Here is a 6767-nt window from a genome sequence, read left to right on the forward strand (position 1 = left end):
CAACGCCACCAGCCTGCCGAACTGCACCTCGGACAAACCCGAGAACGGCTCGATCCACTTCGGATCACCCGCTGAGATCACCCCACCCATGCCCAGCCAACGCACCAACCGCCCCACCGGTTACGGGACAACCTCTAGGACCAGGCGCTCGGCACACCCCCGTCGCGGCACGCCGCCAGACGGTGATTCGAAAGCTCTGCCAGGTAGCAGCTAGTGGTCGTCGAATCCCATGAGTAGCGCCCGCGAAAGGCGCCGCCATCCACTGGCGTGGGCCGATGTGGGATTAGCAGAGGCTGCACCCAATCGCTCAGGAGGACTGAAGGCGGCAACTGCATCGTAGTACCTCACGGACATCGGCTCGGCCAGCGGGACAGCTCCTCTGTTACCTGGCTTGGGCAACCCTCGGAGGCAGACGCCTTACCGCCGGGCGGAACGACCGAGAGCTCTCTCTTGCCAGGCTCGCGACCACGATTCGGTTGCGGTAAGTCACCGCAGTTACGACGCTCCGGGCCGCCTGCCGAGGCATCGGGCAACGTTGAGGCGTTTTCAGTGCTGACCTGGCGCGAACCGGCCTCCCCAGGGCCGACACTCCTTCCCCTCCGCCCGACGGGGGTCAAGGCGCAATCCGCCACCGGGGCCTGGCCGAGGCAGCACCAGCAAGGCTCTCCGCTATCTTGACGAAGGCCAGCGTGCCAGCGCAGCACGCCGTCGCCACCAGGGCGGCTTCTCGACACGCCACCTCACGAGGAAGCTACCGGCCAGATCCGAGTGGGGGTCTCGTATCTCTCGACGAGCAGTCGCTGGATGGCAGGCCAGATCTCCGTCCGCGTCTCGCAACACTCTCTGTAGAGCTGGTGTGAATGCGTCTGGCTAGCCATGTCGGCGACGGTTGAAATGAGGGCCACGAGCAGCGGTGTGAGGTCTCAGGACTTCCTTGACGGGTTGTCGTCAGGAGATCGTTGACGGTCCTTCTGGGTGCCCATGCCTTTGACGTAGAGCCTGGTGATCGGCTCGCGGTTCTTGCGCGGCCGGACGGCGAGTTCGTTCTCGCCGTGCAGGATCCGGTAGTGGGTGTCCTCGATGACGGCGGTGACGATCTTTCCCGCGCGCCGCGGTCCGAGCTTGATGAACTGGCCGTTGATCATGAAGCGGCCGCTCGCATGCACCTTGCGCTGGGCCCGGATGGCACCGGCCGGCAGGGGAGGAGGCGGAAGCGGGGATGTCGCCGTCCGTGCCCCGTCGATCTGCCCCAGACGGTCGGCCGGAACGGGGCAGGGCCACGTCCCCATCAGGGCGTCGTCGGCGATGGCGTGCATGAGGTGCCCGTCGAGGCGGAGAGTGACCGTGCGGCCGGCGAGGGCGAATCCGACCTGGTAACGGCCGCCGGCCAGGCAGACGATCCCGTCCCGGTGGACCTTGCGGTCGACCTCGACAGGTTCGCCGGCGGCGAGGATGGCCGTGCCGTTGCGGGCCCTGGGCAGGGCGGCGGGTGCGGGCTCGGGACCGGCCCGGACGGGCGCCGTAGCGCATGGTCAGGTAGGCGAGGTCCTCCGGCCGCAGCCGGGACGGGACCGTGGTGACGAGGTGACCGTCGAGGAGGAAGTGGACGCTGCGGTGGTTCGCCCAGACCGTCAGCGTCCTGCCGGCCAGTGCCTGGTGGATGCCCACCCGCTGCCTGCCCGTGACCAGGGTGATCTCGCCGCTGGGCGGCACCCGCACTTTGAACTCGACCGCGGTGCCCTGCGGCGCAAGGACGGGCGGTTTGATGACCTCGATGGACAACTCCGGCTCTGGGACCGTTTGTTCAGGATGCTCATCATCACTCCGGACGCGGACGGCAGTGTGGGGCCGGAAGAGGCTGATCGGGGTGGCCATGCTCAGGGCCTGGTGCGGGCGCTGGTGGTTGTAGGCGTGCGCCCAGCCGTCGATCGCTTCCTGGGCCGAGGCCAGCGACTCGAACGGCACGACGTGATCGAGGAACTCCTCGCGCAGGGTGCGGTGAAAGCGTTCGATCTTGCCCGTGGTGGTGGGTGACCGCGGCTTGGTCAGCCGCTGGGTGATGCCGTTCTCCCGGCAGATACGCTCGAAGAGCACCTCCACCGGCTGTGGCCGTTGGTGCCGGCCGGTGAACTGCTTGCCTCCGTCAGCACCTCGAAGGGCACGCCGTAGCGGCGCATCGCGGCGGTGAAGGCCGAGCACACGGCGCGGGCGCTGGGCACGGCCACGACGGAAGCGATCACGACGAACCGGGAGTGGTCATCGATGCTGGTGACCATCTTGCACTCCCGTCCGTCGGCCAGCGGAACACCGCCGACCAGGTCCATCTGCTACAGGTGCATGGGCGCCTCGCGCTGCCACTGAACCTCTTTCATCCTGTCTCGGCAGGGTGAAATGGCTGGTCAGCCGGGTGGAGTAACAAGGCGAGGCTCCTGGTCGTTGCGCTGGTGTTCTCTACGCACCATGCCTCGACCGAGGAGCCTCGCTTGGTTCCGTATCCTGCCATGCTCGACGTCCCGCACGAGCTCGTTGAGCACGTCTCGTGGCTGATCTACGCCCGAAGGCGTGAACTGCGTTCGCGTTGGCGGCGCTTGAGCTGCTTCAAGCAGGCTCTGCTCGCTCTGGCCCATCTGCGGAAGAACGAGACTCTTGCGCAGGTCGGAGCCGGCTTCGGGGTCTCGGAAACGACCGCCTGGAGGTACGTCGACGAGACCCTGGAACTTCTGGCCGCATGAGCCCCCGGCCTGGGCGAGGCGCTGGTGGGCCTGGGCGAGGGCGACTTCGTGATCGTCGACGGCACCCTGATCCCGACCGACCGGATCGCCGCGGACGAGCCGTACTACTCGCAGAAACACCGCAAGCACGGGATGAACGTGCAGGTCGTCGCCACGCCGGACGGCACACCGCTGTGGTTCTCCCGAGCTCTGCCCGGCCACACCCACGACCTGACCGCCGCCCGCGCCCACGGGATCGTCCAGGCCTGCCTGACCCGCGAGATCCTGGTTCTCTCGGACCGGGCCTACCAAGGCGCCGGCGCGACCGTCCGCACCCCCTACTACCGGCACCACGAACTGCCTGACCACTACCAGCAGTACAACCGCGACCACGCCCGCCTCCGAGCACCCGGCGAACGCGCCTTCGCCCGGCTGAAATCCTGGCGACTCTTACGACGGGCCCGATGCTCAACCAACCGCATCAGCCGAACCATCGCCGCCGTCCACACCCTCCTGACCTGGCAAAACTCAGGATGAAAGAGGTTCAGTGACTAGAGTTTGTCCCGTTGGGGTGTGAGTTATCCAGTGAGGGCCAGGCTGTGGAGCCGGGCGATGATGCCGAGCATCGCCTGGAACATGCCGTGCCCCTGAGCCGACAGGATCTTCTAGTTCTTCAACCGCGACAGTGCAAGTTCCACCCGGGCTCGCGCCCGGCGGGTCCGGTTCTAGCCGTAGACCAAGATAAGTCTGACCTGGTCGTTTGCGGTGCGGAACGAGCCGGCCAGTGCCCTGGTATACGCCGTCGGCGATGATTCCAGCCACGCGGCAGACCCGGTCGACGCCGGACTCTGTGAACGCTCGGCAGTCGTTGTGGTTACCACGCAGCGGGAGGCCGATCGCCACCACCAGGCGGCCGTTGGCGTCGATAACGACCTGCAGGTTCGTCGAGCCCCGAGAGTTCATACTGGATGCGGCACGCTGCGACCACGGGTGGGCACCAAGGTGCCGTCGACGATGCAGACGGTGTTCTTGCGCGGCCGCCGGGCGAGATGGCCAGCAAGGGTGCGGCCCGTTCAGTCCGCACCGTCGGACGGGCCCTTTCCGCCGTCGGCGCGGCGCGGTCGGTAGAAATCCGCTCCACAAGAGGAGGCCTAGCACCATTTCTGGCCGGTCGCTGCGTCGCCCAGGCCAGCCCGAGCGCGGCCAGCGCCTCGAGCTTGTCGGCGCCGTGCCCCGCCCGCAGGGCCCTGCCCTTGGAGGGGTCTACTTCCGCGACAACGGCCGCCGCACCCACGGCTTGGAGGTCGGGCTGACCGACGTCGAGCTGCCTGGCTTCGACCTGTAGCCCGACTGGGGCAGCCCTCGCCCCAGGGGGTGACCAAGCCCTTCACTCGGCGAGCTGAGCGCTCAGTTTTCAGTCACGTCCCATCAGCTACGCGAGGTGCTCGTCGAAGCCTTCCTGGTCAGCGCCCCGGGGACTGCACCTGTACGACGACGCACTGCCCCAAGCCGACCCGTCCCCACATGTCCAGGACCTGGACGCGGAACGTCTCGTACCCGTACACCGGGCTCTCCTCGAAGTTGTGGCCCTCGGGATGACACCGCTCCCTGACCGTGCTGGCGAAAGGCACCGACTTGAGGGGGCGTACGAACCCGCTCGGGTATCGACTTCGTTGTCGATGACTCGCGGTCCGAAGGTCACGGCGTGCTCGTGCGGTGACGAACTGGGGGTCCTGCTCGGCGGGTTCGCAGTGTTCTGAAACGGGGGTGCCTAAGTTCTGTGACGCCGAGCGCTCGTTTTTGTATATAAGGGTTGTGGCGAAATCGGCTGGGCAAGTTAAGCGCCTCTTCGATGTATGGGCTTCTACGACGTCGTGATACCGCACCCGCGCGGACCACCCCGGCCGCCATCCCCAGGTTTCCGGATGGGGTGGTTCACGAGCAGGCCGTGGCCTCGGCCGGCACCCCGCCTCGCCGGGGCCTGCCCGGCCGCGTGGGTGATCTCGTGCAGGTCCGGCGGCCCGGCTGCCTCGCCGGTCGGTTGTCAGCCGGTAGCGTGCGCCACGCCGGTCGCTACCGCCCCGACGCTGACGGCGGTGGCGACCCCCGGTGGTCTCTTCCCCCCCGTAGGCCATCGGATGGCTGCGCTCCCTGGACACCTCCTGAGGACGTCCGGGGGCGCAGCTCCGGCACCGGCCACCACGAAACTGGCGTGTCTGGCCGTTCTTCGAGCTGTCTGTTCCGGCTGGCACGATGGCTGTATGACCATGGAAAACGAGTCTTTGGAAGCAGCAGCGCGGGCTGTGCGGGATGCGCAGGAGGCCTTGCATGCCGCCCGCCGGAACCTGACCCGGGCCGTGCTCGCCGCCTATGCGGACGGGGAGCCCGTCTCTCGTATCGCGGAGCGCACCGGTCGTACCACCACTGATGTCTGGAACGTCCTCGCCGTCCATGGCATCACCCGCGGCGGAAACCTCAACGGACCGCAGCTCGCCTGAACTGCCCCGCTCGGGGTCAGGCGGCTGTGCGGTGGGGCGGGTGGGGCTCGAACCCACGACCTACGGATTAAAAGTCCGCAGCTCTGACCAACTGAGCTACCGCCCCTTACCTGAGAACATGTAGATCATCATCGCACCATATTACGCGGGCGGTGTGCGTTTTCTCGTGCTGGTGATCCCGGGGAGGGGGTGCGCCCTACGTGCTGTGCGGCCGCCCGACGGAGACATACGTACGCGGTGGCCGGCGGTATGGCCCGCCTGGGCGCGCCTGCGGTGCTGCCGCATGGGGGTCCTATGAGGCGGTGAGAGCGTCGCGGAGGCTGGCACGACAGTCGAAGACGGTATCGATGCCGACCAGTTGCAGGATGCGCAGGATGGGGTGGGGGACGCCGGCCAGGCGCAGCCAGCCGCCCGCCCGATTAAGGTCGCGGTTGGCGGCCAGCAGGATGGTGATGCCTCTGGAGTCCATGAAGGACACGCGCCGCATGTCGACCACCACACGGGGCCGGCCGGCGAGAGGACGAGGGGCCAGCGCTTGAACCAAAGGGCCAACGCTGTTCCGATCGATTTCGCCCGTCACCGTGATCACGGTGATCTGGTCGGTGGCGGTGGTCACGATCTTCAGCGGTTCCGGCAGGCGCACTCTCACATCACCACTTCCTCCGTCCCTGCCTCGTCGGATGCAACGTCTACCAGTGGACGGCACCGGCCGACGGCGCGCTCTCCAGGATGACGAGGGGCGAGCGGATAGGGACCGCGTTGGCTGCCGCGGTCGCCGCCGTCGTGCTTGGCGGCTTCCTCGCCAGCGGTGTCAGCCTCGATGCTCCTGAGAAGGCGAAGCCGAGCAGAGCAACCCCCTCAGTAGGTCAGCAGCAGGACTCCCTGGCACCTTCGGCGTCCGCGACGCCTTCGGCACTGGCTTCTCCGGCCCCCACGCTGATCGGGCAAGGGCGTGCTGGTCGTGGTGAGTGACGGGCATCCGGCTTCTGATCTGGGAAGCGACAAGCGACAAGACAAGGAAGACGACAAGCGACAAGACAAGACAGGCGACAAGCTGGGTACGTCATCGCGGACACGTACGGGGCCCGCAGCTGACGTACCCGCGGCCTCGGCCAGGCGGCGCCGGCGCCTGCCGAACCGCGCGGCGCCAGCCGTGCGGAACTACAAACGGCCGCCCCGATCCCCTCGCCCGCCGCCCGCACTCCCGCCCCACCTCCCTCACTCTTCTGCATGTGGCGGGCGAGGGTGGCCCAGAGGGGATGTCGGACTATCCGGAATGCCCCACCACGCGGGCTGACGCGCGAACCGACAGCCCCGGAATCCAAGGTGCGGAGCAGATGCCGCAGGGGTTGTCGCAGCACTTACCGCAGGGGATATCAGCGGGGTCGACGACACCCGGTGGGGCCCTTCGGTCTCCGGTCGGCGAAGCGGCCCCACCGACGCGCAACAGACGTCCAGGATGTTGTCAACGCTTCCTGAATTTTGACCCCTCCCGGACCTCTGAAAATTGACCCCTCGGGGTTGGATCAGTCCTGGTTTGCGCGGTTCTCTTTCGCGA

5 protein-coding genes, 1 tRNA gene and 4 pseudogenes are annotated in these 6767 nt (G+C 67.4%); 2 read left to right on the plus strand and 8 right to left on the minus strand.

All coding sequences use genetic code 11. The annotated features are described in order from the left end of the window. The 4 genes and pseudogenes from ACF08B_RS41375 to ACF08B_RS41390 form a co-directional block, all read right to left on the minus strand. Positions 1-90 (minus strand): annotated as a pseudogene (locus ACF08B_RS41375) (IS5/IS1182 family transposase); the annotation flags it as partial. Positions 91-923: 833 nt separating this feature from the next. Further along, on the minus strand, positions 924-1316 hold the full coding sequence (locus ACF08B_RS41380; protein ID WP_392322201.1) for a hypothetical protein: 393 nt from the start codon (positions 1314-1316) through the stop codon (positions 924-926). A 601-nt stretch (positions 1317-1917) separates the two neighbouring features. Continuing rightward, positions 1918-2100 (minus strand): annotated as a pseudogene (locus ACF08B_RS41385) (integrase core domain-containing protein); the annotation flags it as partial. Continuing rightward, on the minus strand, positions 2046-2324 hold the full coding sequence (locus ACF08B_RS41390; protein WP_392322197.1) for a hypothetical protein: 279 nt from the start codon (positions 2322-2324) through the stop codon (positions 2046-2048). The pseudogene ACF08B_RS41385 and the gene ACF08B_RS41390, both read right to left, overlap by 55 nt. A gap of 177 nt (positions 2325-2501) precedes the next feature. On the opposite strand from ACF08B_RS41390, the pseudogene ACF08B_RS41395 reads away from it, so the two are divergent. Beyond that, positions 2502-3248 (plus strand): annotated as a pseudogene (locus ACF08B_RS41395) (transposase family protein). Between the two features lie 41 nt (positions 3249-3289). Here the strand turns inward: ACF08B_RS41395 and ACF08B_RS41400 are convergent. Continuing rightward, a pseudogene (locus ACF08B_RS41400) lies at positions 3290-3757 on the minus strand (transposase); the annotation flags it as partial. Between the two features lie 417 nt (positions 3758-4174). After that, positions 4175-4342: a hypothetical protein gene (locus tag ACF08B_RS41405; protein WP_392322198.1), complete on the minus strand. Its 168-nt coding sequence runs from the start codon at positions 4340-4342 to the stop codon at positions 4175-4177. 630 nt (positions 4343-4972) lie between these two features. Between ACF08B_RS41405 and ACF08B_RS41410 the strand changes: the two genes are divergently transcribed. Further along, positions 4973-5209 (plus strand): hypothetical protein, encoded by a 237-nt coding sequence (locus ACF08B_RS41410; protein ID WP_392322199.1) that lies wholly within the window; start codon positions 4973-4975, stop codon positions 5207-5209. A 32-nt stretch (positions 5210-5241) separates the two neighbouring features. On the opposite strand, the gene ACF08B_RS41415 is transcribed toward ACF08B_RS41410, so the two are convergent. Both ACF08B_RS41415 and ACF08B_RS41420 read right to left on the minus strand, forming a co-directional pair. Further along, positions 5242-5315, minus strand: a tRNA-Lys gene (locus ACF08B_RS41415). A gap of 186 nt (positions 5316-5501) precedes the next feature. Beyond that, positions 5502-5858: an STAS domain-containing protein gene (locus ACF08B_RS41420; RefSeq protein WP_392322200.1), complete on the minus strand. Its 357-nt coding sequence runs from the start codon at positions 5856-5858 to the stop codon at positions 5502-5504. Between the last annotated feature and the right edge of the window lie 909 nt (positions 5859-6767).

The organism is Streptomyces sp. NPDC015139, from assembly GCF_043079785.1.
Taxonomy (GTDB): domain Bacteria; phylum Actinomycetota; class Actinomycetes; order Streptomycetales; family Streptomycetaceae; genus Streptomyces; species Streptomyces albidocamelliae.